The 23,124-nt window shown below is 70.8% G+C and carries 22 protein-coding genes; 9 read left to right on the top strand and 13 right to left on the bottom strand.

Translation table 11 applies throughout. The annotated features are described in order from the left end of the window. Window positions 1-5: 5 nt before the first annotated feature. The 3 genes from ACFYWS_RS39135 to ACFYWS_RS39125 all read right to left on the bottom strand — a co-directional run bounded on the left by ACFYWS_RS39135 (window position 6) and on the right by ACFYWS_RS39125 (window position 1,606). On the bottom strand, window positions 6-587 hold the full coding sequence (locus tag ACFYWS_RS39135; protein WP_389284465.1) for a sugar O-acetyltransferase: 582 nt from the start codon (window positions 585-587) through the stop codon (window positions 6-8). Window positions 588-690: 103 nt separating this feature from the next. Then, window positions 691-1,029, bottom strand: a complete 339-nt coding sequence (locus ACFYWS_RS39130) for a DUF3817 domain-containing protein (RefSeq protein WP_389284463.1) — start codon at window positions 1,027-1,029, stop codon at window positions 691-693. Window positions 1,030-1,096: 67 nt separating this feature from the next. Further along, a complete protein-coding gene (locus tag ACFYWS_RS39125; RefSeq protein ID WP_389284462.1) occupies window positions 1,097-1,606 on the bottom strand; it encodes a MarR family winged helix-turn-helix transcriptional regulator in 510 nt (169 codons plus the stop codon). 207 nt (window positions 1,607-1,813) lie between these two features. Between ACFYWS_RS39125 and ACFYWS_RS39120 the strand changes: the two genes are divergently transcribed. Next, the gene (locus tag ACFYWS_RS39120) at window positions 1,814-2,899 is read left to right on the top strand and encodes a glycoside hydrolase family 6 protein (protein ID WP_389284460.1); all 1,086 of its coding nucleotides are present in this window, start codon (window positions 1,814-1,816) and stop codon (window positions 2,897-2,899) included. 52 nt (window positions 2,900-2,951) lie between these two features. Here ACFYWS_RS39120 and ACFYWS_RS39115 read toward each other — a convergent pair whose 3' ends face one another. The 5 genes from ACFYWS_RS39115 to ACFYWS_RS39095 all read right to left on the bottom strand — a co-directional run bounded on the left by ACFYWS_RS39115 (window position 2,952) and on the right by ACFYWS_RS39095 (window position 7,714). Continuing rightward, window positions 2,952-4,907: a galactose oxidase-like domain-containing protein gene (locus tag ACFYWS_RS39115; protein ID WP_389284458.1), complete on the bottom strand. Its 1,956-nt coding sequence runs from the start codon at window positions 4,905-4,907 to the stop codon at window positions 2,952-2,954. A 3-nt stretch (window positions 4,908-4,910) separates the two neighbouring features. Further along, window positions 4,911-6,689 (bottom strand): glycosyltransferase family 2 protein, encoded by a 1,779-nt coding sequence (locus ACFYWS_RS39110; RefSeq protein ID WP_389284456.1) that lies wholly within the window; start codon window positions 6,687-6,689, stop codon window positions 4,911-4,913. Window positions 6,690-6,804: 115 nt separating this feature from the next. Further along, complete coding sequence (locus ACFYWS_RS39105; RefSeq protein WP_389284454.1) at window positions 6,805-6,975, bottom strand: thiamine-binding protein; 171 nt, start codon at window positions 6,973-6,975, stop codon at window positions 6,805-6,807. Window positions 6,976-7,079: 104 nt separating this feature from the next. Continuing rightward, window positions 7,080-7,373, bottom strand: coding sequence for an MTH1187 family thiamine-binding protein (locus ACFYWS_RS39100; RefSeq protein WP_389284452.1), 294 nt, complete (start codon window positions 7,371-7,373; stop codon window positions 7,080-7,082). Continuing rightward, entirely contained in the window at window positions 7,370-7,714 is a 345-nt protein-coding gene (locus ACFYWS_RS39095; RefSeq protein ID WP_389284451.1) for a DUF3817 domain-containing protein, read from the bottom strand. The genes ACFYWS_RS39100 and ACFYWS_RS39095 overlap by 4 nt, the downstream gene beginning before the upstream one ends. Window positions 7,715-7,844: 130 nt before the next feature. On the opposite strand from ACFYWS_RS39095, the gene ACFYWS_RS39090 reads away from it, so the two are divergent. The 4 genes from ACFYWS_RS39090 (at window position 7,845) to ACFYWS_RS39075 (ending at window position 10,499) form a co-directional block, all read left to right on the top strand. Next, on the top strand, window positions 7,845-8,483 hold the full coding sequence (locus ACFYWS_RS39090; RefSeq protein ID WP_389284449.1) for an AIM24 family protein: 639 nt from the start codon (window positions 7,845-7,847) through the stop codon (window positions 8,481-8,483). Window positions 8,484-8,488: 5 nt separating this feature from the next. After that, entirely contained in the window at window positions 8,489-9,142 is a 654-nt protein-coding gene (locus ACFYWS_RS39085; protein WP_389284497.1) for an AIM24 family protein, read from the top strand. Between the two features lie 38 nt (window positions 9,143-9,180). Beyond that, a complete protein-coding gene (locus ACFYWS_RS39080) occupies window positions 9,181-9,927 on the top strand; it encodes an AIM24 family protein (RefSeq protein ID WP_389284495.1) in 747 nt (248 codons plus the stop codon). A gap of 95 nt (window positions 9,928-10,022) precedes the next feature. Then, window positions 10,023-10,499, top strand: a complete 477-nt coding sequence (locus ACFYWS_RS39075; RefSeq protein WP_389284447.1) for a MarR family winged helix-turn-helix transcriptional regulator — start codon at window positions 10,023-10,025, stop codon at window positions 10,497-10,499. 4 nt (window positions 10,500-10,503) lie between these two features. Here the strand turns inward: ACFYWS_RS39075 and ACFYWS_RS39070 are convergent, their stop codons facing one another. Together ACFYWS_RS39070 and ACFYWS_RS39065 are read right to left on the bottom strand one after the other, a co-directional pair. Then, window positions 10,504-11,913 carry a sensor histidine kinase gene (locus tag ACFYWS_RS39070; RefSeq protein ID WP_389284494.1) on the bottom strand — a complete coding sequence of 470 codons (1,410 nt, stop codon included), beginning with the start codon at window positions 11,911-11,913 and terminating at the stop codon, window positions 10,504-10,506. A gap of 5 nt (window positions 11,914-11,918) precedes the next feature. Next, window positions 11,919-12,644 (bottom strand): response regulator transcription factor, encoded by a 726-nt coding sequence (locus ACFYWS_RS39065; RefSeq protein WP_389284446.1) that lies wholly within the window; start codon window positions 12,642-12,644, stop codon window positions 11,919-11,921. Between the two features lie 136 nt (window positions 12,645-12,780). Here ACFYWS_RS39065 and ACFYWS_RS39060 point away from each other — a divergent pair, with 136 nt between their 5' ends. Beyond that, entirely contained in the window at window positions 12,781-13,434 is a 654-nt protein-coding gene (locus ACFYWS_RS39060; protein ID WP_389284444.1) for a PepSY domain-containing protein, read from the top strand. On the opposite strand, the gene ACFYWS_RS39055 is transcribed toward ACFYWS_RS39060, so the two are convergent. From ACFYWS_RS39055 to ACFYWS_RS39045, 3 genes are all read right to left on the bottom strand, one after another. Beyond that, window positions 13,386-14,690 carry an MFS transporter gene (locus tag ACFYWS_RS39055; protein WP_389284442.1) on the bottom strand — a complete coding sequence of 435 codons (1,305 nt, stop codon included), beginning with the start codon at window positions 14,688-14,690 and terminating at the stop codon, window positions 13,386-13,388. The two genes, ACFYWS_RS39060 and ACFYWS_RS39055, sit on opposite strands and share 49 nt — an antisense overlap. A 139-nt stretch (window positions 14,691-14,829) precedes the next feature. Next, window positions 14,830-15,786 carry a methylmalonyl Co-A mutase-associated GTPase MeaB gene (gene meaB, locus ACFYWS_RS39050; protein WP_389284441.1) on the bottom strand — a complete coding sequence of 319 codons (957 nt, stop codon included), beginning with the start codon at window positions 15,784-15,786 and terminating at the stop codon, window positions 14,830-14,832. Between the two features lie 60 nt (window positions 15,787-15,846). After that, complete coding sequence (locus tag ACFYWS_RS39045) at window positions 15,847-17,049, bottom strand: acetyl-CoA C-acetyltransferase (protein WP_389284439.1); 1,203 nt, start codon at window positions 17,047-17,049, stop codon at window positions 15,847-15,849. A gap of 137 nt (window positions 17,050-17,186) precedes the next feature. On the opposite strand from ACFYWS_RS39045, the gene mce reads away from it, so the two are divergent. From mce to ACFYWS_RS39030, 3 genes are all read left to right on the top strand, one after another. Beyond that, window positions 17,187-17,627 (top strand): methylmalonyl-CoA epimerase, encoded by a 441-nt coding sequence (gene mce / locus ACFYWS_RS39040; protein WP_389284438.1) that lies wholly within the window; start codon window positions 17,187-17,189, stop codon window positions 17,625-17,627. Window positions 17,628-17,869: 242 nt separating this feature from the next. Then, window positions 17,870-21,880 carry a polarized growth protein Scy gene (gene scy / locus ACFYWS_RS39035; RefSeq protein WP_389284436.1) on the top strand — a complete coding sequence of 1,337 codons (4,011 nt, stop codon included), beginning with the start codon at window positions 17,870-17,872 and terminating at the stop codon, window positions 21,878-21,880. A 192-nt stretch (window positions 21,881-22,072) separates the two neighbouring features. Beyond that, on the top strand, window positions 22,073-23,008 hold the full coding sequence (locus ACFYWS_RS39030; RefSeq protein WP_389284435.1) for a cellulose-binding protein: 936 nt from the start codon (window positions 22,073-22,075) through the stop codon (window positions 23,006-23,008). The last annotated feature ends 116 nt before the right edge of the window (window positions 23,009-23,124 follow it).

The following is a 23,124-nucleotide window of genomic DNA, read 5'->3' as shown; positions in this document are numbered from 1 at the left end:
GCGCCTCAGATCTCGCGGATCGGGCGGGCGGGGTTGCCGACCGCCACCACGTTCGCCGGTACGTCCCTGGTGACCACCGCGCCCGCGCCGATCACGCTGTTGTCGCCGATGGTCACGCCGGGGCAGACGATGGCGCCGCCGCCGAGCCACACGTTGTCCCCGACGGTGATGGGCAGCGCGGCCTCCAGCTTGTCGCGCCGGGGTCCTGGCTCCACCGGATGGGTGGGCGTGAGGAGTTGCACGCCGGGGCCGATCTGGCAGTCCTCGCCGATGGTGATCCGGGCGACGTCGAGGGCGGTGAGCCGGTAGTTGACGAAGGTGCGGGCGCCGATGGAGATGTTGCTGCCGTAGTCGACGTACAGCGGCGGCCGCAGCTCGACGCCCTCGCCGACGGACCCGAGCAGCTCGGCCAGCACCTCGCCCGCCTTGCCGGGGTCGTCGAGGAAGGCCTCCTCGTACCGGGCGGCGAGCCGCATGGCGTGCTGCTGGCGGGCGGCGATCTCCGGGTCGTCGGCGATGTAGAGGTCACCGGCGAGCATCCGCTCCAGGTTGCCGCGCGGGTCGTCGGCGAAGTGGTCCGTGGGCATGCGGACGAACGTACACCGAGGAGCGTACGAACGTACACTCCTGGTCGCAGAAAACGCGCGCATCCGCTCCACGGAGGGACGCGCGCGTGGTCCGGTGCGGGTCCTACGCCTTGGCGAGCTTCGCGTCGCCGTCGGCGACCTTGCTCTCCAGCTCCGCGGAGATCTTGCGCTCCACGAAGAACGCGGCGGTCGGGATCGTGCCGGCGATCAGCACCCACAGCTGCTTGCCGACCGGCCACTTCGCCTTGGAGCCGAGGTCGAAGGCGAAGACCAGGTAGAGGATGTACAGCCAGCCGTGCGCGATGGCGATGACGCGCGTGAAGTCCGCGGCGCCGTCCATGCCGAACGCGTACTTGGCGATCATGCCGAGGCACAGGAGGACCAGAAGCACACCGGTCACATAGGCCATCGTGCGGTAGCGGGTCAGCACGGATTTCTTCATGGGTCGAGGGTAACCACCCGTTTTGAGCGATCTTCGGGCGGGCCGGGTGGTCGGCGCCGTCCGAGGATCACTCGTCCTCGAAGTCCCGCGCCGCCACCCGCAGGGGCCGCAGCATCGCGAAGATCTCGCCGCACTCCTCCGCGTCGTACACACCGAGGCCGAAGTCCATCGCCATGAGGTCGCGGGTGGCCGCGTCGACGGCCTCGCGGCCCTTCTCCGTGATGGTGGCGAGCGTGCCGCGCCCGTCGTTGGGGTTGGGGCGCTTGTCGACGAGGCCGGACGTCACGAGCCGGTCGACCGTGTTCGTCACGGACGTGGGGTGCACCATGAGCCGCTCGCCGATCTTCGACATCGGCAGCTCGCCCGCCTTGGAGAAGGTGAGCAGGACCAGCGCCTCGTAGCGCGCGAACGTGAGCCCGTACGGCTTGACGACCGCGTCGACCTCGGCGAGCAGGATCTGGTGCGCGCGCATGATCGAGGTGATCGCGCCCATGGACGGCACGGACCCCCAACGCTGCTTCCAGAGTTCGTCGGCGCGGGCGATCGGATCGAAGGCGAGAGAGAGGGGCTTCGGCACGTCCCCGACCTTACCGGGCGGTCATATGGCGGTCAGCCCGGTCTCGTTCTTTGGGCTCCGGCGGCTTGCTGTCGCCGTCGCGGCGCTTAATGCACAGCGGAACGACAACCCCGTGCAACGATTGCCCGGTATTTACGCTTTTGTACGTCTTTGTATGTCTTCGCATGTCGTCAGATGCCCTGCACGCGCTCCGAACCAGGGGGCAGGATGCCCGTCCCACCCGCCCACACGCCCGCCCGCACCCGCACCTTCGCGCTCGCCGGTGCCGCGATCCTCCTGTCCACCTTCGCCATCGGCTGCTCCGACGGCGGTGGCGGTGGCGGCGCGGGCAGCAGCGGTGGCGGCCGCGACTCGGCCGGGGAGGCCGCGCAGCGGACCGCCCCCTCCGGCGCCGTCACCGACTCCTCGCCGTTCTGGGTCGACCCGGACAGCGCGGCCGCCGCCCAGGCCGCGAAGTGGAAGCGGGCGGGCCGCGGCTCCGACGCCGCCCTGATCGAGCGCATCGCCCTGCACCCGCAGGCGATGTGGGCGCCGGGCGACTATCCGCGGCCGCCGATCTCCGAGGCAGCCGCGCAAGCCGCGAAGGCGGACAAGACGCTGGTCCTGGTCGCGTACAACATCCCGCACCGCGACTGCGGCCAGCACTCGGCGGGCGGGGCGCACAGCGCGGACTTCTACCACCAGTGGATCGACGCGTTCGCCTCCGGCATCGGGAAGGCGAAGGCCGTCGTCGTCCTCGAACCGGACGCGATCGGACACATCGTCAGCGGCTGCACTCCGGCGCGGTACGAGGACGAGCGGTACGCCCTGATGTCGTCGGCGATCGACCGCCTCAAGCGCCAGCCGAACACGAAGGTGTACGTCGACGCCGGGAACCCCGCCTGGATCCCCGACGCGAACAAGCTGGTGGAGCCGCTGCGGCGGGCCGGGATCGGCAAGGCGGACGGGTTCGCCCTGAACGTCTCCAACTTCCAGACGGACAAGGACAGCGCCGCGTACGGCCGCCGGCTGTCCGGGCTGCTCGACGGCGCGCACTTCGTGGTCGACACCAGCCGCAACGGCGCGGGCCCCTACGGGGACGGCCAGGGCGACGCGTGGTGCAACCCGCCGGGCCGCGCGCTCGGCTCCACCCCGACCACGAGGACGGGCAACGCCCTCATCGACGCGAACCTGTGGGTGAAGCGGCCCGGCGAGTCGGACGGCACGTGCCGGGGCGGGCCGGCCGCCGGGACCTGGTGGGCGGATTACGCGCTGGGGCTCGCCCGGAACACATCCAGCCCCGCCGGCGATTGAGGCGCGGGGTCCGGGGCAGAGCCCCGGGACCGCGACGCCGGCTCCGTGAGCCCTACTTCACCTGGATCCACTTCGCCTCGGACGAGACACCGTCCGCGTCGGACACGAACAACATGTACCAACCCGGAGGGACCAGCGTCGGGTCCTTGGGGACGTCCACCGTCACCGAGCCCTTGGACTTCTTGACGTCGAGGGCGATCGAGCGCTGTTCGACGTCCATCGTGTGGGTCACGGCGGACGGCCGCATGAGGCGGGCCTTGACGATGCTGTCGGCGTCCTTCGTGCGGAACGTGGCCGCGCCGCTCGCCGGCAGGTCCTTCGGACCCGCGCCGAGGACGGGCCGCTGGTCGCCGCCGCGGTGCAGGGCGGGCGGCGTGTAGATCTCCATGCGCTGCTCGAAGTGGCCGAGCTTGGTGTTCTGCTGGTTGTCGTAGAGCGGGTCGGAGCCGAAGCTGGCGATCCGGCCGTCGGGCAACAGCAGCGCCTCGGAGTGGTAGTTGCGGCCGACCTTGGGGGCGGCGGCCTCGTGGAAGGCGTTCTGCTGGGGATCGTAGAACTGCGCCTTGAAGATGTTGCTGGCGCTGCGGCCGCGGTAGTCGGAGGAGCCGTTCGTCGTGAAGACGGAGTCGTCCGGCATGATGACGGAGTTCAAGTAGCGGGTTCCCTGCGGCAGTTGGGGACCGGTCTTGAAGGAGGGGTTCTCCTCCTTCAGGTCCACGACCGCCGTGCGGGACGTCGCCTTCTTGGACTCGCCGACACCGCCGCCGCCGAGGATCATGAACCGCTGGTCCTGCGCGGGCGGCAGCAGCAGCGAGGACGAGGTCTCCGTCTGGTCCGTGTCGGTGAGCCCCGGGACCTTCTCGAACTCATTGGTCTTCAGGTCCCACAGACCGGGGACGCGCCCCTTGGTGGCGGGGCCGTAACCGGCGTTCGAGGCCGGGTAGAAGAGCTTGCCGCCCTTGGTGAGGAAGAGCGCCGGGTACGTCGGGAAGTACCGCTTCGGGCCCATCGACCACTTCTTGGTCTTCGGGTCGTAGATCTCGTTGTCGCCGGGGTCGATCTTGCCGACGTCGTCGAGCCCGGAGACCGCGAGCACCTTGCCGTCCTCCAGGCCGACCAGCGTGGGGTACCAGCGGGCCTTCTCCATCGGGTCGACCGGAATGTACCGCTCGGCGACGGGATCGAACTCGTACGCCTCCTTGATCCCCTGGAAGTCCTGCTTCTCCATGGTGATCTTCTCGGAGAGGCCGTACGTGTTGTCGGCGGCCTTGCCCCGCAGGCCCTCGATCTCGTACTGGGCGTTGTCGTCGGTGACGAACTGCTTGCCCTTCCTGGTGGCCTCGACGAAGACGCGGGCCTCGCTCGCCTTGACCTTGGTCTTCCACGGCTGCATGACGCCTGCGGCGTTGCGCTGCTTGTCGAAGGTGCGCTTCGCCTTGGGCACGGTGACGTCGAACTTCGAGACGTACTCGGTGCCGGCAGGGGAGCGGAACTTCGTCCCCTTCTTCAGGTGCACCGCCTTGTCGGGGCTCTCGTTCTTGACGCGCATGCCGCCGCCGGCCTTCTCGACCTCGCCGTCGAGCCGCTCGTAGCGGGCGGTGCCGCCCGCCACCAGGAGCCGTCCGCCGGGGAGCTGGGCGTGGCCGCCGCAGAAGAAGTCGGCGGGGGTGGGGATCTTCTTGAAGGTGTTCGCCTTCGGGTCCCACAGGACGGTGTCGAAGGTGCCCTTGTCGAACTTCTTCTGCTCGTTGCCGGAGCCCGCGACGATGAGGACCTTGCCGGTGTGCAGGAGCGCCGCGTGGATGGCGTTGGTGCGGTACTCCTCCGGGATGTCGATCTGCGACCAGGAGCCGTACTTGGCCTTGTAGCCGGGCTGGGCGATCTTCCAGTCCTCGTACCTCTCGCTGGCGAAGGTCCAGGCGGCCGGGGCGTTCAGGCCGACGAGGAGGGCGACGCCGCCCGCTCCGAGGACGGTCTTCTTCATCCGGCGTGAAGGTCTGTACGCCATGGGTCAGTTCCCTCCTGTGGTCGATGTACTGGGGGTCGCCTGCTGCACGGCGCGCACCGGTTCGGCCTCCGTCCTCGTGACGGCCGATGCCGTCGCGGCGGCCGCGGCCTCGCGGCGCCTCGCGCCGAACCACACGACCGGCGGCGCGAGCGCGATGCACAGGGCGAGGACCGCCCAGGTGCGCATGGCCACGTGGGTGTGGTCGAGGACGACGGACGCCACGAGCGACGCGGCGAGCACGCCCGCCCAGCACAGATGGATACGGAAGGTCAGCGGCCGGTCGGCGCTGGCGTCGCCGCCCTTGGGGGTGACGACGAAGCGGCTGGGGCGGCCGAGGAGGGCCGCGCCGAGCGACTTGAGGTAGATGGGCGCGGAGATCGCGGACATTCCCATGCCGGCGAGGCCGCCCGATCCCTCGGGTTCGTGCGGCGAGACGTTGTGCCGACGGTTCCAGAGGTAGAGGCCGATCTGGAGGGCGGCCGCGTCGCTGTAGAGCATGAGCCACACGGACGCGGTCACCTGGGTGCCGGAGGCGCCGGTCCACAGGAACAGCACGCAACTCAGCACGCCGAGGAGCCAGTTGACGGCCGTCATCGGGTAGTAGACGAGCATCATCGAGTACGAGAAGAGGCGTCCGGGCGGCATCGAGGCCGGCGCCTTCCAGAACTGCCGGAACAGCGTCTCGTAGGTGCCGCGCGACCATCGGGTCTGCTGGGTGAAGAAGTCCGTCCAGGAGGCGGGGCCCTCGCCGACCGCGAGCACGTCGGGCGTGTAGACGGAGCGCCAGCGCTCGTGGGTGTCGGGGTTGCGGTGGCGGTGGATCTCGAAGCCGGTCGCCATGTCCTCGGTGATCGAGTCGACGAGCCCGCCGATCTGCTTCAGGGCGGAGATCCGTACGACGTTGTTGGTGCCGACGAACATGGGGGCGCGGTAGCGGTTGCCCGCGCGCTGGATCAGCGCGTGGAAGAGGAACTGCTGGGACTCGGCGGCCTTGGTGACCGGGGAGTTGTAGTTGCCGTAGACCTGCGGGCCGACGACGAACGCGACGTCCGGGTCGCGGAAGTAGCCGAGCATCCGCTCCAGGAACTCGGGGTGCGGCACGTGGTCGGTGTCGACGGAGGCGAAGAAGTCGTAGTCCGCGCCGTGCGCGGCGAGCCAGGCGTTGTAATTGCCGTGCTTGGTACGGGTCTTGTGGGGGCCCTTCTTCTGGTTCCACTCCGGGACGCCCTTGCGGGTGAAGTGCCGGACGCCGAGCTGGGCGCAGAGCCTCCTGACGTCGGGGTCGTCCCCCTCGTCCAGGAGCCAGATGTCCAGCGGCCCGTCGTGCGTGATGCGCACGGCGCCCTCAAGGGTGGCCCGCACCATCGGGAGGGGTTCCTTGCCGGGGACGTACGTCGTGAGGAACGCGACGCGGGTGCCGGGCTCGGCGCGCACCGGCACCGGGTCCCTGGCGACCATCGTCGCGTGGGCGATGGAGATGACGTTGACGAGCATGAACAGCTCGATGAGGCCGATCGCGACGAGCATCACGATGTCGAGCGAGACCATCCAGCGCTCGCCGCCCTCGCGTTCCACCCAGTGGCTGGGCCACACCAGGTACACGAGGAGCGCCCCGGTGAGCAGGGGTGCGAGCGTCATCAGCAGGACGGCTCGTATTCGGTGCGGCTCGTTCGCCAGCAGCGAGGTGTACTGCACCCGGTAGCCGCCCTTGCCGGGCGGCTCGGTGAGTGGCCCGGCGAGCCTGCTGTAGGTGTCGTAGTCGTAGCCCTCGTCAGGCCGCACAGCGCCCTCCAGGATCTGGTGTTCGACCGTCTCGGTACCCCAACAAAAGGGGACTTCTACGGGCGTGTCGACCAGAGGAGGGCGTACGAGTGAGGTATGGCGAGGGCTACGCCAGTCAGCCGCGGGAGAGTTGCCTCTCCACGGTTTCGACCTTCGAGTTCAGGCCGTCCGTCACGCCCGGGCGGATGTCCGCCTTCATGACGACCGAGACGCGAGGCGCCCGCGCCGCCACCACCGCGACGGCACGCTTCACCACCGCCATCACCTCGCCCCACTCACCTTCCACGGAGGTACTGCATCTCCCGGGGGGACAACCCCCGGACCCCCGGCCGCAAACGCCAACCGGCCCGGCACCCCGCAAGGGGGCCGGGCCGGGATCACACCACACAGCTACGCGGAGAGGTGCCGCTCGACCGTGTCGACCTTCGAGGTCAGGCCGTCCGTCACACCCGGGCGGATGTCCGCCTTCATGACGACCGACACACGCGGAGCCCGCGCCTCCACCACCGCGACGGCACGCTTCACCACCGCCATCACCTCGTCCCACTCACCTTCCACGGAAGTGAACATCGCGTCGGTGCGGTTCGGGAGGCCGGATTCGCGGACCACGCGGACCGCTTCGGCGACGTACTCCCCCACGTCCTCGCCGACCCCGAGCGGGGTCACGGAGAAGGCGACGATCATGCGCTCACGACACCTTCCTGGCGGGCGCGGCCCGCGATCACCGCGGCCTCGCCCTCGCGCTTGAGCTTGCGCTCGGCGAAGAAGCCGCCGGTGGGCAGGACCGAGAGGACGAAGTAGAGCGCGGCGGTGCCGAAGCTCCACTTCGTACGGTTCCAGGCGTCGAGCCAGAAGATCACGTACAGGACGAAGAGGACGCCGTGGATCATGCCCATCGCGGGCACCGCGTTGAAGTCCGTCGTCCGCTTCAGGACCGAGCAGACCAGCAGCAGGAGGAAGGAGACGGCCTCCGGGGCGGAGACCAGGCGGAGGCGTCGGAGGGCGGAGGCGGTCTTGAGGTCCACGGTGCACCTTCGGCTAAGCGGGGCGGACGGTCGTTGATCTTGTGAATGTACGCACAAGCGTCTTCCCATTGTGGCATCGCGCCGATGGGGGCCTGTCGGCGGGCTCTCCTTGGCGGCTACCTTCGACCTCGTGGCTACGTTCCGACTGCAGGGCAGCAAGGTGCTGGCCGTCGACATGAGCGGCGACAGCGTGAAGGCGAAGAACGGCTCGATGGTCGCCTACGACGGCCGGATGGCGTTCAAGAAGCTGAGCGGGGGCGGCGAGGGGGTCCGGGGCATGGTGACCCGCCGCGTCACCGGCGAGCAGATGACCGTGATGGAGGTCAAAGGGGAGGGCACCTGCTGGTTCGCGGACCGGGCGAGCGAGATCAACCTCGTCGAACTGCGGGGCGACAAGCTCTACGTCGAGTCGAGCAATCTGCTCTGCACGGACGCCGGCCTGCGCACCGGCACCTCCTTCACCGGCGTACGCGGCGCCTCCCAGGGCAACGGCCTGTTCACGACGACCGTCGAGGGCCACGGGCAGGCGGCGATCACGAGCGAGGGCCCGGCCGTCGTCCTGCGCGTCGGCCACGACTACCCGCTGACCGTCGACCCCGGCGCGTACATCGCGCACCAGGGCAATCTGCGGCAGTCGTTCCAATCGGGGGTGACCTTCCGTACGTTCCTGGGGGAAGGCGGAGGCGAGGCCTTCCAGATCCTCTTCGAGGGCGACGGGCTCGTCTACGTACAGCCCAGTGAGCGCAACACGATCGCGGGGGACGTGTGACCACCATGGCGGCCTTCCGTGAGATCAACTCGAAGATGGTTGAGGCGACCGTCGTGCCGGGGCAGCGGCTCTACAGCCAGCGCGGCGCGATGCTCGCGTACCGGGGAGACGTCTCCTTCACCCCCGACGTCCAGGGCGGACAGGGCGGGGTGATGGGCATGATCGGGCGGCGGGTCGCGAACGAGGCGACGCCGCTGATGACGGTCGAGGGCAGCGGCACCGTGCTGTTCGGGCACGGCGGGCACCACGTGCAGGTGATCACGCTGTCCGGCGACACGCTGTACGTGGAGGCGGACCGCCTGCTCGCCTTCGACGGGGCGCTGCGGCAGGGGACGATGTTCATGGGCGCGCAGGGCGGGGTGATGGGCATGGTGCGCGGCCAGGTGACCGGGCAGGGCCTTTTCACGACCACGCTGCAAGGACACGGCTCGGTGGCGGTGATGGCGCACGGCGGGGTCATCGAGGTCCCGATCACCCCCGGCCGGTCCGTGCACGTCGACCCGCAGGCGTACGTGGCGCACCACGGCGACGTACGCAACAAGCTGTCCACGGCGCTCGGCTGGCGGGACATGGTGGGACGCGGCAGCGGCGAGGCGTTCCAGTTGGAGCTGAGCGGAAGCGGTGCGGTGTACGTACAGGCGTCGGAGGACAAACTGTGAACGCTCATGCGGCCGGGGGCCCGGCGATCTTCGACCCGATGACCCTGCCGGTCGACGACAACGTCAACGCGTACACCTTCTGCGTGGAGCTACGGGGCAGCCAGTGGTTCCTGCAGAAGGGGAAGATGATCGCCCACTACGGGCGGATCGACTTCAACGGCATCGGGCACGGCCGGCTCGACCGGCTCGTGCGCACCGCGTTCCACTCGCCGCTGCACGCGAGCGACTGGGTGGTCGCGGAGGGCAGCGGCAAGATGCTGCTCGCGGACCGGGCCTTCGATGTGAACTCGTACGACCTTCAGGACGGGAACCTGACCGTCCGCGCGGGGAATCTGCTCGCTTTTCAGCCAACTCTCGCGCTGAAGCAATCGATCGTTCCCGGCTTCCTCACACTCATTGGCACCGGCAAATTCGTCGCGGCATCAAACGGTCCGGTTGTGTTCATGGAGCCGCCGATCCGGGTCGATCCGCAGGCGCTCGTCGGCTGGGCCGACTGCCCCTCGCCCTGCCATCACTACGACCACGGATATCTGACGGGCGTGATCGGCGGTCTACGTGCGATGACGGGCGTCGGCGGGGTCTCGGGCGAGGAGCATCAGTTCGAGTTCGTGGGCGCCGGGACGGTGCTGCTGCAATCCAGCGAGTCGTTGATGCCGGAACAGCCGGTGGGTGACGTACCTCACCAGGGAGGAGTTCCTGGCCGACCCGGCGCGTCCCCGGGTCAATCGGCGGCACCGCGTCTTCCCGGACAGCTCGGCGACCTCCAGCGTCGCTTCGGGCTGTGAGCGGTAACCTGCGGAGTGTGACGTCGAACGCGAGTGCGTAGTGTGTCACCCCCCACATTCGTTCACCTTTCAACTTCTTAGGTAGAATCGATTCCATGGAGACCGAGACGGCCACACCGTGGCTGACCGACGAGGAGCAGTGCGCCTGGCGCACCCACCTGGAGGTCAACAGACTGCTCAATTACCAGCTGGAGAAGGATCTCCAGCCCTTCGGCCTGACGATGAACGACTACGAGATCCTCGTGAACCTCTCCGAGGCCGAGGATCTCCGGATGCGGATGAGCGACCTCGCGGCCGCGACCCTGCAGTCCAAGAGCCGGCTCTCGCACCAGATCACCCGCATGGAGAACGCGGGCCTGGTCCGCCGCGAGAACTGCGAGTCGGACCGCCGGGGCCTCTACACCGTGCTCACCGACCACGGCATGGAGACCATGCGGAAGGTCGCCCCGCACCACGTGGCGTCCGTCCGCAGGAACTTCGTGGACCTCGTCTCCGCACAGGAGCTGGGCAGCCTGCGCCAGGCCCTCTCCCCGATCGCGGAACACCTGCGTTCGCAACGCGGCAAACCATAGTCCGTCAGTCGGAGGGCAGCGCGAGCTCGAAGAGCGCGCCGCCCTCCGGCGCGGAGCGCACCGTGAGCGAGCCGCCGTGCCGCTCCGCCACGTCCCGGGCGATGGCGAGACCGAGACCGGCCCCGCCGCCGTCCCGGGTGCGCGCGTCGTCGAGCCGTACGAACCGCTCGAAGATCCGCTCCCGCTCACCCTCCGGCACACCCTGCCCGTCGTCGGCGACCCTCAGCACCACGCGGCCGTCCTCCGCACGCACCGCCACCCGGACCCCGGCGCGGGCGTGCCGCTGCGCGTTGTCCACGAGGTTGCCGAGGACCCGCGCCAACTGCCCGCGGGAGCCGCTGACCTGGGGCACGGCAGTCACGTCCACGGTGACGGGGACACGGTCGCCGATGCGCTGGGACAGCTCCTCGCGCACCAGGGCGCCGAGGTCGACCTCGGCGCCGCCGGGCTTCTCCCCCGCGTCGAGCCGGGCAAGGAGGAGCAGATCCGCGGCCAGCTCCTGCAAACGCACCGTGTCCTCGACCGCGCCGTCCACATCGAGCAACTCCGGGTGGGCCGCGCCGACTTCGAGCTGGGTGCGCAGCGAGGCGATCGGGCTGCGCAGCTCGTGCGAGGCGTCGGCGACGAACCGGCGCTGGCGGTCAACGGAGGCTTCAAGCGCGGCGAGCGTCTCATTGGTGGTGCCGGCGAGCCGGGCCACTTCGTCGTGGGTGTCCGGTTCCGGCACCCGCCTTCCCAGGTCCTGCGACGCCGTGATCGCGGCCATCTCGGCGCGGATGCCCTCCACGGGCCGCAGCGCGCGCCGGGTCACCAGGTACGTCACCCCGCCCACGATGACGAGCAGCACCGGGAAACCGATCAGCATGGAGGTCAACGCCGTGTTGACCGCGCTCTGTTCGGCTTCGAGGGAGCCGCCCGCGTGGACGGTCAGATCCCCGTACGCGGTGTCCTCGGCCTCGACCGCGGCGAACCGGTAGTCGGCGCTGTCACCGTCGATGGTGGCGCTGCCGTCGGTGTAGTCGGTGTCGTTGGAGACGCTGCCGTTCTGCCTGCTGTCGTCTCCCCCGTCGTCGTCGCCGTCGTCATCGGGGCGCGCCGCACCCGGCTTGACGCCGCTCACGCCGGTGCCGGAGATCTTCTCCAGGTCCTCGGACGTGGCCAGCACCCTGTTGTCCTCGTCGACGACCTGCACCGGGTCCTCGTCGTCCAGGTCGAGCGCGTCGGGCGCGGTGCCGGTGGCCAGGGAGGTGGCGACGCGGCGGGCCGTGGAGTCGGCGTCGCCGCCCGCCTGATCGGTGAGGTTGCCGCGCAGCGAGAGCAGCACGGTGGCGCCGGCCGCGACCAGGGCGACCGCGACGACGAGGGTCGCGGCGAGAGCGGCGCGGGCCCGCACCGAGCTGAAGGGCCTGCGCAGCCTGCTCATCGGGGCACCTCAAGTCGGTATCCGGCGCCGCGCACCGTGCGGATGAGGGAGGAACCGAGCTTGCGACGCAGGGCGCTCACGTACACCTCGACGATGTTCGGGTCCCCCTCGTACGCGAAGTCCCATACGTGGTCGAGGATCTCGCTCTTGGACACGACCTCACCGGCGCGTGTCACGAGCTGCTCAAGGACCGCGAACTCCTTGGTGGTGAGCGGGACTTCACCGTCGTCGGCGTGGGTGACGCGGCGCGCGGCGGTGTCGACGGCGTAGGGCCCGACGGTGTGCACGGGGCTGGCGCCACCGGCGCTTCCCCGGCGCCGCAGCAGCGCCTTCACGCGCGCGACCAGCACGACGTACGAGAAGGGCTTGGTCAGGTAGTCGTCCGCGCCGGTGTCGAGCCCCTCGGCCTCGTCGTACTCGCCGTCCTTCGCGGTCAGCATCAGGATCGGCACGTCGTTGCCGGCGGCGCGCAGGGCACCGCAGACCCGGTAGCCGTTCATGCCGGGCAGCATGATGTCGAGCACGACCAGGTCGTACGCCACCTCGCTCGCCTGGTGCAGGCCCTCCAGGCCGTCGTGGACCACGTCGACGGCGTAGCCCTCGGCGGTGAGTCCCTTGGCGAGCGACAGGGCGAGCCGCTTCTCGTCCTCGACGATCAAGAATCGAAAGGGGCGGCGCGAAGCGCCTCCGGTGGGGCGGTGGTGGGAGACGGGTGGGCGCATGTGGGCAAGGGTGGCAGGTCGAACCTGAAGAACCCTTCAGGGTCCTTCAGCGGGGCTTCAGGGTCGTCAGGGCAATGTGTTTCTCGAAGGACGGACAGGGCGGCCCGAAGCCGCCCACCAGACACGGGAGAAGCTCATGAAGCGCCGTACCACTGTCATCTCCGCCATCGCCGCCGTGGCCCTGCTCGGCGCGGGGGGCACGGCCACCGCGGTCGCGGTCTCCGGCGACGACGGTTCGTCGAGCTCGGCGAAGCAGTCGTCCGTTCGGGTCAAGGACGACGACGGCGTGAGCGACGACCAGGAGGAGATCAACGAGGCGAAGGGCGCCAAGGTGAAGGCCGAGGACGCCATCGCCGCCGCCCTCAAGCACACGCCCGGCACGGCCGTCGGCGCCGACCTCGACTCCGACGACGGCCGGCTCGTCTGGGACGTCGACGTGATCGGCTCCGGCGACAAGTGGCAGCACGTCGAGATCGACCCGGGCACCGGCAAGGTGCTCGGCTCCCACACCGAGCGCGACGACGACGGCGACGACAGCGCGGCCCGCGTCGCGGCGACCCTGAAGGACGCGTCGACGTCGGCCGAGGACGCCGCCAAGGCCGCGGCCTCGAAGGGCACGGTCACCTCTGTGGACGCCGACGACGACGGTTCGGTCAAGGTCTGGGAGGTCGAGACGACGTCCAAGAACGGCACGGAGCACGACTGGCATGTGGACCTCCAGTCGGGTGCGGTGACCGTGGATCACTCGTCGGACGACGACGGTTCGGACGACGACGGCGACGACGACTGAGCCACCTCAAGCCCCGCCGGCGATTGAGGCGCGGGGTCCGGGGCGGAGCCCCGCGGCCTCAGCCCCGGCGGGGTTGCGCTCCCGGGGCTCCGCAATGGCTTGGCTGCCACGATCCCCGCCACCAGCGGAGCCACCGCCGCCGCCGCGAAGCACAGCGACAGCGGAACGTGGCCGACCAGCAGTCCGACGCCCGCCGTACCGGCCGAACAGCCCGCGTTCAGGGACGTGTTGACCCACGCCCCGGCCTGCGTACGGAACCCCGCGTCCACCGCATCGTCCGCGATCAGGTACGCCGTGGTCAGGGCCGGCGCGACGAACAGGCCCACGCACGCCGCCGCCACCGCGAGCGCGACGAGGCCCGGCGCCAGCGCCGCTCCCCCCAGCGCCGCCGCGAGGCCGACCGCAAGGAACGCCAGCCGGACACGAGGCGCCCCGCGCCAGTCCACGGCCCCGTTCACGAGCCCGCCCACCGCGCTGCCCGCCGAGAGCGCCGCCAGGATCCACGCGGCGGCCCCGCCCCGGCCCCGGTCCTCGGCGAACGCGAGGACGAGCAGATCGGCCGCTCCGAGCGCGATCCCGACGCCGAGGGTCACGACGACGGGCCGCCAGAGGCGACGGGCGACCTTCCCCCGGGCCGTACGACGTCGCCCGGCCTCCCGCGGTACCGGGGCCACCCCCGCGACGGCGGGCGAGGCGACGAACACCAGCGTTCCGACGGCCACGAGCCCGGCGCTCAAGGCGACGCCGAAAGCGGCAGGGGCCCACAGCACCAGCACACCCACCAGCACGGGGCCGCACACCAGCAGCAACTCCTCGGCGACCCCGTCGAGGCTGTAGGCACGCTGCAACAGCCGCCGGTCGGACAGAAGTTGGCCCCACACGGTGCGCATGGCGGGCCCGAGCGGCGGCGTCAGCGCCCCGGTCGGCAGGGCGAGGGCGACGAGCAGCCAGCCAGGGGCCCCGGGCCGCCAGGCGACGGCGGCGAGTACCGCGAGCAACGCGGCGTAGGACAGGGCCATCGGGGGCAGCGCGCGGCGCGGCCCGTACCGGTCGATGAACAGGGCGCGCAGCGGCGACAGCAGCACGCTGGCGGCGCCGTACAGCGCCATGACCGCGCCCGCGACGGCGTACGAGCCGGTGGCGGCGGTCACGGCGAGCATCAGGGAGAGAGCGACGGTCCCGTACGAGAGGCGCCCGAGCAGGGCCGCACCAAAGGTGCGCAGGGCGTACGGGGTCCGCAACACGGCGGCGTACATGACGGTTTTCCTCCGGAGCGAAGCATGCGTGGAGAACTCAACGGGGCGTGGACGCACCGGAGTTCTCTACACACGGAGGAAAGACATGGCCGCACCGTAACAGCGGGTCCCGACGGTGAACAGACCGCCGGGGCCCCGGTCAGGCTTCGGTGAGGCCCTTCACCAGCTCGTCCGCCGCCCGGTACGGGTCGAGGTCGCCGGACACGATGCGTTCGGCCAGTGCGCCCAGGCGGCGGTCCCCGGAGAGGTCGCCGATCCGTTCGCGCAGTGCCGTCACCGCGATCGTCTCGACCTCGCGGGCCGCGCGCGCCGCACGGCGCTCGGAGAGCACGTCGTGCTCCTCCATCCACGCCCGGTGCTTCTCCAGGGCCTCGACGACCTCGTCGACGCCCTCGCCGCGCGCGGCGACCGTCTTCACGATCGGGGGGCGCCAGTCGCCGGGTCCGCGGGATTCGCCGAGGCCGAGCATGTGGTTCAGCTCGCGGGCCGTGGCGTCGGCCCCGTCCCGGTCGGCCTTGTTGACCACGTACACGTCGCCGATCTCCAGGATTCCGGCCTTGGCCGCCTGGATCCCGTCACCCATGCCGGGCGCGAGCAGCACCACCGACGTGTCCGCCTGCGAGGCGATCTCGACCTCGGACTGCCCGACGCCGACCGTCTCGACCAGGATCACGTCGCAGCCGGCGGCGTCGAGGACGCGGATCGCCTGCGGCGCGGCCCAGGCGAGGCCGCCCAGGTGTCCGCGCGTCGCCATCGAGCGGATGTAGACGCCGGGGTCGGACGCGTGCTCCGACATCCGGACCCGGTCGCCGAGGAGCGCGCCGCCGCTGAACGGCGACGACGGGTCGACGGCGAGCACGCCGACCCGCTTCCCGGCCCGCCGGTACGCGCTCACGAGCGCCGACGTGGAGGTCGACTTGCCGACACCGGGCGAGCCGGTGAGCCCGACCACGTACGCGTTCCCGGTCAGCGGGGCCAGCGCTTCCATGACCTCGCGCAGCTGTGGGGACGCCCCCTCCACCAGCGAGATCAGCCGGGCCACGGCACGCGGCCTGCCCTCCCTCGCCTGCGCGACCAGCGTGGGGACGTCCTGCATCACAGCTCCGTTCACCAGTTCCCGTACACCGACGAAGGCGTAGGACGAATACGAAAGGCGTTACGCCTTGGGTACCCGCACCACCAGCGCGTCACCCTGACCGCCGCCACCGCACAGGGCGGCCGCGCCGATGCCGCCGCCGCGCCGCTTCAGCTCCAGGGCGAGGTGCAGCACGATGCGCGCGCCGGACATCCCGATCGGGTGACCGAGGGCGATGGCCCCGCCGTTGACGTTCACCTTGTCCGAGGACACGCCGAGGTCCTTCATCGACTGCACGGCGACCGCCGCGAAGGCCTCGTTGATCTCGACGAGGTCGAGGTCCTCGGTTCCGATGCCCTCCTTCTTGAGGGCGTGCTGGATGGCGTTCGAAGGCTGCGACTGCAACGAGTTGTCCGGTCCCGCGACGTTGCCGTGCGCGCCGATCTCGGCGATCCACTCCAGGCCCAGCTCCTGCGCCTTCGCCTTGCTCATGACGACGACCGCCGCGGCGCCGTCCGAGATCTGCGAGGAGGTGCCTGCGGTGATCGTGCCGTCCTTGGCGAAGGCCGGGCGCAGCTTGCCGAGCGACTCGGCGGTGGTCTCCGCGCGGATGCCCTCGTCCTTGCTGAAGACGACCGGCTCACCCTTGCGCTGCGGGATCTCGACGGGCGTGATCTCGGCTTCGAAGATGCCGTTCTTCTGCGCGGCGGCGGCCCGCTGGTGGGAGAGTGCCGCGATCTCGTCCTGCTCGGGGCGGGCGATGCCGAGGCGGGTGTTGTGCTTCTCCGTCGACGCGCCCATGGGGATGTTCTCGAAGGCGTCGGTGAGGCCGTCGTGCGCCATCGCGTCGAGCATCTCGACCGCGCCGTACTTGTAGCCCTCGCGGGACTTCGGCAGCAGGTGCGGAGCGTTCGTCATGGACTCCTGGCCACCGGCCACGACCACGTCGAATTCGCCGGCGCGAACGAGCTGGTCGGCCAGCGCGATGGCGTCGAGCCCGGACAGACACACCTTGTTGATCGTGAGCGCCGGGACGTTCATCGGAATGCCCGCCTTGACCGCGGCCTGGCGCGCCGGGATCTGCCCCGTCCCGGCCTGCAGCACCTGGCCCATGATCACGTACTGCACCTGGTCGCCACCGATTCCCGCACGGTCGAGGGCGGCCTTGATCGCGAAGCCGCCGAGGTCGGCTCCGGAGAAGGACTTGAGCGAGCCGAGCAGACGGCCCATGGGCGTCCGCGCGCCCGCGACGATCACTGACGTGGTACCGGTCGTTCCTGACATGAGGCACGGCCCCTTGGTGGTGAGGAGTGAACGAGGGTTTACTCGAATGTACTGACCGGTATCGCGCACGTCATCGCCACCGGGGTGTGATCGCGCGCACGTTGCGTAACCACCTCGAACCGCGCTGCACTTACAGCATGCTGACGCGAATCGACCACATCGGGATCGCCTGCTTCGACCTCGACAAGACCGTCGAGTTCTACCGGGCCACGTACGGCTTCGAGGTGTACCACTCCGAGGTCAACGAGGAGCAGGGCGTACGCGAGGCCATGCTCAAGGTCAACGGGACGAGCGACGGGGGCGCCACCTACCTCCAGCTGCTCGAACCCACCCGCGAGGACTCCGCCGTCGGTAAATGGCTGGCCAAGAACGGCGAGGGTGTGCACCACATCGCCTTCGGCACGGCCGACGTCGACACGGACGCGAACGACATCAAGGCCAAGGGCGTACGCGTCCTCTACGAAGAGCCCCGGCGCGGCTCGATGGACTCCCGCATCACGTTCCTGCACCCCAAGGACTGCCACGGCGTACTCACCGAACTCGTCACCGCCGCACCGAAGGACTCGGCGGAGCACTGACCTCCACATAGTGGGGCCGGTAGGCTTGTGGGGCGGCTGCCGTCTCCAACGGCCGGTCGTGGGCCGGGGTCCGGGTATCGGGGGACGAGGGTCGGGGCAAGTCGGGCGGCACACGGCATCAGCCGCGCCGGTCCGGCGGCACCGTCCGATTCGATCTGACACCATTCCCCGGGGGCTCCGTTCGCGGGATGGGCGGGGCTCGTAAGAAGAACTTGCGACCAGGGGACGGATGGGACCGCGCAGTGCGGGGCTATGAGAGCCAGGACGGCCGACGGCCGGCTGAGACCGACCATCTCTCGCGGTTCGAAGCCGAGATGGACCGGCTGAAGACCGATCGGGAGAAGGCCGTCCAGCACGCCGAGGACCTCGGCTACCAGGTGGAGGTGTTGCGCGCCAAGCTGCACGAGGCGCGCCGCAGCCTCGCGTCCCGGCCTGCCTACGACGGGTCGGACATCGGCTACCAGGCCGAGCAGCTCCTCCGTAACGCGCAGATCCAGGCCGACCAGCTGCGCGCCGACGCCGAGCGCGAGCTCCGCGACGCCCGCGCGCAGACCCAGCGGATCCTCCAGGAACACGCCGAGCAGCAGTCCCGGCTCCAGTCCGAGCTGCACACGGAGGCCGTCAACCGCCGCCAGCAGCTCGACCAGGAACTCTCCGAGCGCCGCCGCACGGTCGAGACGCACGTCAACGAGAACGTGCAGTGGGCCGAGCAGCTGCGTGCCCGCACCGAGCAGCAGGCCCGCCGCCTCCTCGACGAGTCGCGCGCCGAGGCCGACCAGGCGCTCGCCGCCGCCCGCACCGAGGCCGAGCGGGTCGCAGACCAGGCCCGCCGGCGCCTCACCTCCGAGGCCGAGGACGCGCGCGCCGAGGCGCAGTCGATCCTGGCCCGCGCCCGGCAGGACGCCGAGCGCCTGCTGAACGCCGCGTCGACGCAGGCGCAGGAGGCCACCGACCACGCCGAGCAGCTGCGGACGACGACGGGCGAGGAGTCCGAGCAGGCCCGCCGCCGGTCCGGCGAGCTGAGCCGCGCCGCCGAGCAGAAGATCGCCGAGGCGGACAGCGCGCTGCGCGAGGCCCGCGCCGAGGCCGACAAGGTGCTCGCGGAGGCGAAGGACTCGGCGGGCAAGCAGCTCGCGAGCGCCGAGGCGGCCAACGAGCAGCGCACGCGCACCGCCAAGGAGCAGGTGGCCCGCCTCGTCCAGGAGGCCACCAAGGACGCGGAGACCACGAAGGCGGAGGCCGAGCAGGTCGTCGCCGACGCCAAGGCCGAGGCCGAGAAGCTGATCGCCGCGGCCAAGGAGAAGGCCCGTACGGTCACCGCCGAGGAGACCGCCGGCGAGCTCGCGAAGGCCGCGCGCACCGCGGAGGACGTGCTCAACAAGGCGTCCGAGGAAGCCAAGGCGACGACGAAGGCGGCGGCCGACGAGGCCGAGCGGCTGCGCGCCGACGCCGAGTCGGAGGCGGACCGGCTGCGCGCCGAGGCGCACGATCTGGCGACGGAACTCAAGGGTGCGGCCAAGGACGACACCAAGGAGTACCGCGCCAAGACCGTCGAGCTCCAGGAGGAGGCGCGCAGGCTGCGCGGCGAGGCCGAGCAGTTGCGGGCCGAGGCCGTCGAGGAGGGCGAGCGGATCCGGGCCGAGGCCCGCCGCGAGGCCGTCCAGCAGATCGAGGAGTCGGCCAGCACCGCCGAGCAGCTCCTCTCCAAGGCGAAGGCGGACGCGGACGAGCTGCGGACCTCCGCGACGACGGAGAGCGAGCGCGTCCGTACGGAGGCCATCGAGCGGGCCACGTCGCTGCGCAAGCAGGCCGAGGAGACGCTGGAGCGCACGCGCGCGGAGGCCGAGCGGTACCGCACCGAGGCCGAGGAGCAGGCAGAGGCCACCAGGTCCGAGGCGGAGCGCGCGGCGCAGGAGCTCAAGGACGAGGCCGAGCAGGCGGCCCGGGCCAAGCAGGAGGAGGCGGCCCGCGAGCTGACCCGTCTGCACACGGAGGCCGAGGAGCGCCTGACCGCGTCGGAGACGGCGCTGAACGAGGCGCGGGAGCAGGGCGAGACGCTGCGCCGCGAGGCCGCCGACGAGGCCGAGCGGCTGCGCGCGGACGCCTCCGAGCGCGCCCGTACGGTGCAGGCGCAGGCCGAGACGGAGGCCGAGCGTCTTCGTACGGAGGCCGCGTCCGACGCGGCGACGACCCGCTCCGAGGCCGAGAACGCCGCCGTACGACTGCGGTCCGAGGCCGCCGCGGAGGCCGAGCGGCTCAAGACGGAGGCGCAGGAGTCCGCCGACCGGATCCGCGCCGAGGCGCAGACCGCCGCCGAGCGGATCGCCACCGAGGCCGCGGAGACGCTGGCCGCCGCCCAGGAGGAAGCGGTGCGGCGCCGCCGCGAGGCCGAGGAGACGCTCGGCAGCGCGCGCGAGGAGGCCGAGCAGGAGCGCTCGCGGGCCCGCGAGCAGAGCGAGGAACTGCTCGCCGTGGCGCGTGCCCGCGTCGACGAGGCGCAGACCGAGGCCGTCCGCCTGGTCGAGGAGGCGGACCAGCGGGCGACCGAGATGGTCGGCACCGCCGAGCAGACGGCGCAGCAGGTGCGCGACTCCGTGGCCGGGCTGCACGAGCAGGCCCAGGAGGAGATCACCGGGCTGCGCAGCGCCGCCGAGCACGCCGCGGAGCGCACGCGGACGGAGGCGCAGGAGGAGGCCGACCGGGTCCGCTCCGACGCCTACGCGGAGCGGGAGCGCGCCACCGAGGACGCGAACCGGGTCCGTTCCGACGCCACCGCCGAGGCGGAGGCCGCCAAGTCCATGGCGGAGCGCACCGTTTCGGAGGCCTTCACCGAGTCGGAGCGGCTGCGCACGGACGCCTCCGAGCACGCCCAGCAGGTCCGTACGGAGGCCTCCGACCTGCGCGCGGCCGCCGACCAGGACGCGTCGCGCACCCGCGCGGACGCCCGCGATGACGCCAACCGGATCCGCTCCGAAGCGGCCGAGCAGGCCGACACGCTGATCACCGAGGCGACCGCCGAGGCCGAGCGCCTGACGACGGAGACCAACGCGGAGGCGGAGCGGGTCCGCTCCGAGTCCACGGCCAAGGCCGAGAAGCTCGTCGGTGACGCGAGCACCGAGGCGGAGCGGCTGCGCGCCGAATCGACGTCCGCCGCCGAGCAGTTGACCAGCGAGACGCGGGCCGAGGCCGAGCGCGTACGGACCGACTCCGTCGCCAAGGCCGAGAAGCTGATCTCGGACGCCTCCGGTGACGCGGAGCGGCTGCGCGCGGAGGCCGCCGAGACGGTCACCTCCGCGCAGCAGCACGCCGAGCGGATCCGCACCGCCGCCGAGCACGTCAAGGCGGACGCGGCGGCCGAGGCGGACCGCATCACGGCGGCCGCGCGCGAGGAGGCCGAGCACACCCTGGACGAGGCCCGCAAGGACGCCAACAAGCGGCGTACGGAGGCCGCGGAGCAGGTCGACAAGCTCATCACGGAGTCCGCGACCGAGGCCGACAAGCTGACCCGCGAGGCGCAGGAGACGGCGCAGAAGACGACCGCCGACGCGGAGGCGCAGGCCGACACGATGGTCGGCGCGGCCCGCACGGAGGCCGAGCGCCTGGTCGCTGAGTCGACCGTCGAGGGCAACTCGATCGTGGAGAAGGCCCGTACGGACGCGGACGAACTGCTGGTCGGCACCCGCAGGGACGCGACGCAGATCAGGGAGCGCGCCGAGGAGTTGCGCGACCGGATCACGGCCGAGATCGAGGAGCTGCACGAGTACGCGCGCCGCGAGTCGGCGGAGACCATGAAGAACGCGGGCGAACGCTGCGACGCCCTGGTCAAGGCCGCGGAGGAGCAGCTCTCCGAGGCGCAGACGAAGGCCAAGGAGCTGCTGAACGACGCGAATTCGGAGGCCGGCAAGGTCCGGATCGCGGCCGTGAAGAAGGCCGAAGGACTTCTCAAGGAAGCCGAGCAGAAGAAGGCCGGGTTGTCCCGCGAGGCGGACAAGATCAAGGCGGATGCCGAGCAGGAGGCCACCGCCATGATCGAAAAGGGTCAGCGGGATCTCGACGTGCTGGTCAGGCGCCGCGAGGACATCAACGCCGAGATCTCCCGTGTCCAGGACGTACTGGAGGCGCTGGAGAGTTTTGAGGCCCCGACGGGCGGGGGAGGCAAGACCGCATCCAATGGCGGCTCCGCCGCGGGCGGCGTCAAGGCGGGGGCCGCAGCGGGGGCCACACGTTCGGGTGGCAAGGGCTCGGAGGGCTAGCCTTTCGGTCAACTACCGTGCTCGCCAAGGACCTTTGGTCCTGTGCTGGCAAGCGCTCCGTCCTTACGCCACTCAAAAGGAGGGTCATTCTAGAGTTGAAGGCTGATCAATCCGACATCTGCCCGATGACACGCCGCTACGCCCCCTAGGATTCCCCCTATCACCTCACCGGTCTCATTCGACAGGAACCCCATGAGCGACACTTCCCCCTACGGCTTCGAGCTTGTGCGGCGTGGGTACGACCGCGCTCAGGTGGACGAACGGATCTCCAAGCTCGTCTCCGACCGTGACAGCGCTCTTGCCCGTATCACTGCTCTGGAAAAGCGCATCGAGGAACTCCACCTCGAGACGCAGAACGCTCAGGCGCAGGTGAACGACGCGGAGCCGTCGTACGCCGGTCTGGGCGCCCGCGTCGAGAAGATTCTCCGCCTCGCCGAGGAGGAGGCCAAGGACCTGCGCGAAGAGGCCCGCAGGGCGGCCGAGCAGCACCGGGAGCTCGCCGAGTCCGCGGCCCAGCAGGTGCGCAACGACGCGGAGTCGTTCGCCGCCGAGCGCAAGTCCAAGGCCGAGGACGAGGGCGTTCGGATCGTCGAGAAGGCCAAGGGCGAGGCCACCACGCTGCGCACCGAGGCGCAGAAGGACGCGCAGTCCAAGCGCGAGGAGGCGGACGCCCTCTTCGAGGAGACGCGCGCCAAGGCCGCCCAGGCCGCCGCCGACTTCGAGACGAACCTGGCCAAGCGCCGCGAGCAGTCGGAGCGCGACCTGGCCTCGCGTCAGGCCAAGGCCGAGAAGCGCCTCGCCGAGATCGAGCACCGCGCGGAGCAGCTCCGCCTGGAGGCCGAGAAGCTGCGCACCGACGCCGAGCGCCGTGCCCGGCAGACGGTGGAGACGGCTCAGCGCCAGGCCGAGGACATCGTCGCGGACGCGAACGCCAAGGCGGACCGCATCCGCAGCGAATCCGAGCGCGAGCTGGCGGCTCTCACGAACCGCCGCGACTCGATCAACGCGCAGCTGACGAACGTCCGCGAAATGCTGGCCACCCTCACCGGTGCGGCGGTCGCCGCGGCCGGCGCCCCCGCGGAGGACGAGCCGGCCACCCGCGGGGTGCCGGCCCAGCAGAGTCGCTGACCGGTTCGACGGTTCGGCATATCAAGCCCCTGCGGCGATTGAGCAGCGGGGTCCGGGGCGGAGCCCCGGGAGCGCAACCACGGTGCGGGCCGCGGATCAGTCCTCCGGAGGGAAGA

Source organism: Streptomyces sp. NPDC002795, from assembly GCF_042888725.1.
Classification (GTDB): domain Bacteria; phylum Actinomycetota; class Actinomycetes; order Streptomycetales; family Streptomycetaceae; genus Streptomyces.
Note: the sequence above shows the minus strand (reverse complement) of the source record. Positions and strands in the feature narration are given on the sequence as shown.

Bases quoted from the DNA above. Each gene is read 5' to 3' on its own strand.
- ACFYWS_RS39055 (WP_389284442.1), bottom strand. From the start codon at position 14,690: ATGTACGCCGCCGTGTTGCGGACCCCGTACGCCCTGCGCACCTTTGGT.
- ACFYWS_RS39120 (WP_389284460.1), top strand. From the start codon at position 1,814: ATGCCCGTCCCACCCGCCCACACGCCCGCCCGCACCCGCACCTTCGCG.
- ACFYWS_RS39065 (WP_389284446.1), bottom strand. From the start codon at position 12,644: ATGCGCCCACCCGTCTCCCACCACCGCCCCACCGGAGGCGCTTCGCGC.
- ACFYWS_RS39080 (WP_389284495.1), top strand. From the start codon at position 9,181: ATGACCCTGCCGGTCGACGACAACGTCAACGCGTACACCTTCTGCGTG.
- ACFYWS_RS39060 (WP_389284444.1), top strand. From the start codon at position 12,781: ATGAAGCGCCGTACCACTGTCATCTCCGCCATCGCCGCCGTGGCCCTG.
- ACFYWS_RS39085 (WP_389284497.1), top strand. From the start codon at position 8,489: ATGGCGGCCTTCCGTGAGATCAACTCGAAGATGGTTGAGGCGACCGTC.
- ACFYWS_RS39075 (WP_389284447.1), top strand. From the start codon at position 10,023: ATGGAGACCGAGACGGCCACACCGTGGCTGACCGACGAGGAGCAGTGC.
- ACFYWS_RS39030 (WP_389284435.1), top strand. From the start codon at position 22,073: ATGAGCGACACTTCCCCCTACGGCTTCGAGCTTGTGCGGCGTGGGTAC.
- ACFYWS_RS39115 (WP_389284458.1), bottom strand. From the start codon at position 4,907: ATGGCGTACAGACCTTCACGCCGGATGAAGAAGACCGTCCTCGGAGCG.
- ACFYWS_RS39135 (WP_389284465.1), bottom strand. From the start codon at position 587: ATGCCCACGGACCACTTCGCCGACGACCCGCGCGGCAACCTGGAGCGG.
- ACFYWS_RS39130 (WP_389284463.1), bottom strand. From the start codon at position 1,029: ATGAAGAAATCCGTGCTGACCCGCTACCGCACGATGGCCTATGTGACC.
- meaB (WP_389284441.1), bottom strand. From the start codon at position 15,786: ATGCAGGACGTCCCCACGCTGGTCGCGCAGGCGAGGGAGGGCAGGCCG.
- ACFYWS_RS39100 (WP_389284452.1), bottom strand. From the start codon at position 7,373: ATGATCGTCGCCTTCTCCGTGACCCCGCTCGGGGTCGGCGAGGACGTG.
- ACFYWS_RS39045 (WP_389284439.1), bottom strand. From the start codon at position 17,049: ATGTCAGGAACGACCGGTACCACGTCAGTGATCGTCGCGGGCGCGCGG.
- mce (WP_389284438.1), top strand. From the start codon at position 17,187: ATGCTGACGCGAATCGACCACATCGGGATCGCCTGCTTCGACCTCGAC.